General features: G+C 76.1%; 3 protein-coding genes. 2 read left to right on the top strand and 1 reads right to left on the bottom strand.

Going from position 1 to position 2,230, the window contains the following annotated elements; all coding sequences use genetic code 11:
• Nucleotides 1–842 (top strand): molybdopterin molybdotransferase MoeA (locus JZ5iCDA_RS17035; RefSeq protein ID WP_253182138.1); only part of this gene is annotated, 842 nt, incomplete at its 5' end.
• Between the two features lie 34 nt (nt 843–876).
• Here the strand turns inward: JZ5iCDA_RS17035 and JZ5iCDA_RS17030 are convergent.
• A complete protein-coding gene (locus tag JZ5iCDA_RS17030; protein WP_069388190.1) occupies nt 877–1,548 on the bottom strand; it encodes an AIM24 family protein in 672 nt (223 codons plus the stop codon).
• Nucleotides 1,549–1,606: 58 nt separating this feature from the next.
• On the opposite strand from JZ5iCDA_RS17030, the gene moaC reads away from it, so the two are divergent.
• Nucleotides 1,607–2,098 carry a cyclic pyranopterin monophosphate synthase MoaC gene (moaC, locus tag JZ5iCDA_RS17025; protein ID WP_069388189.1) on the top strand — a complete coding sequence of 164 codons (492 nt, stop codon included), beginning with the start codon at nt 1,607–1,609 and terminating at the stop codon, nt 2,096–2,098.
• Nucleotides 2,099–2,230 lie beyond the last annotated feature (132 nt).

Raw genomic sequence — 2,230 nt, 5'->3', positions numbered from 1 at the left:
GCCACGTGTCCGTCGCGGCGTCCGCCGGGCACGCCGCGCTGCCGGTGCACCGCCCGCCGCGCGTCGCGGTGGTGTCCACGGGGAGCGAGCTCGTCGCCGCCGGGGTCGCCCCGCCGCCCGGCATGCTGCCCGACTCGAACTCGGTCCTGCTCGCGGCCGCGGCGCGGTCGCTCGGCGCCTACGTCGTCCGGCGGGGCGCGGTCGGGGACACGGCGGCCACGGTCGTCGCCGCGCTCGACGCCGCACTGGACGCCACGTGGCCCGACGGTGCCGTCGCCCCGCCCGACCTCGTCGTCACGACGGGCGGGGTGAGCGCGGGCGCCTTCGACGTCGTGCGCGAGGTCCTCGACCCCGCGACGCGCGCGGCGACGCCCTGGGCGGACGCCGTCACCGACGCCCGGCTCGTGGCCGTGGGGATGCAGCCCGGCAAGCCGCAGGGGCTCGGGCGCTGGCGCGGCGTGCCGTGGCTCGCGCTGCCCGGCAACCCGGTGAGCGCGTTCGTGTCCTTCGAGCTGTTCGTGCGGCCGGCGGTCGACCGGCTGCGCGGCGCCGTCGACCCGCGCCGCACGCTCGTGCCGCGCGTCGCGGCGGAGGGCTGGTCGTCACCGGTCGGGCGCGAGCAGCTCGTCCTCGTGCGGCACGTCGCGCCGGACGGCGCACGCGTCGTGCGGGCGAGCGGTGCCCGCCCCGCCGGGGACGACGGGCGGGACGGCGTCCCGGCCGGCGGCTCGGGCTCGCACCGGCTGTCCGCGCTCGCGCACGCCGACGCGGTCGCCGTCGTGCCTGCGGAGGTCGGCGCCGTCGCGCCGGGCGACGAGGTGCGCGTCCTGCTGCTGGACTGACGGGAGCGCCGGGCCGGGCCCGGCGCTCCCCCGGTCACTTCTGCGGAGGCAGCGGGTGGCCCTCGGACGCCTGCACGACGACGATCCCCTGCCCGGAGAGCGCGAGCTGGTACGCCTCGCCCGAGCCGCGGCCGATCGCCGCCGCGAGCTTGGCCGTCTTGCGGATCGTCGACTGCAGCGACGTCGACCACAGCACCGCGGACTGCATGTCGACGTACGTCGGCACGTCCACGCTGAGGACGACCGGCGTGCCGTAGGCCGTGATCGCGATCGACCCGGTGCCGCGGAACGTCGTGTTGAACAGGCCGCCGCTGAGCATCGACGCGCCCTCGACCCGGTTGATGTCCCACTGGAGCGTGCTCTCGAACGCGAGGACGTTGGCGCCGTTGACGGTCACGCCCTCGTCCTCCAGGTGGAGCACGAAGACCTCGTCCGCGTCCTGGGCCAGGAACACGTCGCCGCTGCCGGACACGCGCATGAGCGACATGCCCTCGCCGGTGAACGCCTTCTTGAACATCTTCCCCAGGCCGCCGCTGCCCTCGTAGGCGAAGTCGACGTCGCCCTGGTAGGCGACCATCGAGCCCTGCTTGGCGAAGAAGAAGCCGCCCGTGCCGGTCAGGTCGACCTTGAGCATGCGGGGGTTCTGGAGCTGGAAGCTGCCGGGCTCGACGGAGCGCTCGGCGTGGTCGAGGAGTGAGCTGCGCATGGCGCCGATCCTCCCGGGCCCGGCCCGGGGTGCGCAACGGTCTGCAAGAGTGTCGTCCATGAGCTTCACGCACCTCGACCCGCGCGGCCACGCACGCATGGTGGACGTCACCGAAAAGCAGCCCACCGTCCGCTCCGCGACGGCGACCGGCACCGTCCGGTGCTCGCCGGAGGTCGTGCGGGCGCTGCGCGACGACGCCGTGCCGAAGGGCGACGTGCTCGCCGTCGCGCGGATCGCGGGCATCGCCGGGGCGAAGCGGACCGCGGAGCTGCTGCCGCTCGCGCACGTCATCGGGGTGCACGGGGCGAGCGTCGACCTCGTCGTCGGGGACCACGGCGTGGACGTCACCGCGACGGTCCGTACCGCGGACCGCACGGGCGTCGAGATGGAGGCGCTGACGGCGGTCGCGGTCGCCGGCCTCGCCGTCGTCGACATGGTCAAGGGCCTGGACAGGTCGGTCGAGCTCACCGACGTGCGCCTCGTCGCGAAGACCGGCGGGAAGTCGGGCGACTGGCACCGGGACGGCCCGCCCGCCGCCCCGTCGGCGTGAGGACCGCGTGACCTCCCCGGACGGCCCGGCGCCCGCGTTCGACGCGCTCGTCCTCGCCGGTGGGCGCGCCCGCCGGCTCGGCACGCCCAAGCCCGGCGTCGTGGTGGCCGGACGCCGCCTGCTCGACCACGC

It is taken from the genome of Cellulosimicrobium cellulans (assembly GCF_001722485.1).
Taxonomy (GTDB): Bacteria; Actinomycetota; Actinomycetes; order Actinomycetales; family Cellulomonadaceae; genus Cellulosimicrobium; species Cellulosimicrobium cellulans_A.
Note: the sequence above shows the minus strand (reverse complement) of the source record. Positions and strands in the feature narration are given on the sequence as shown.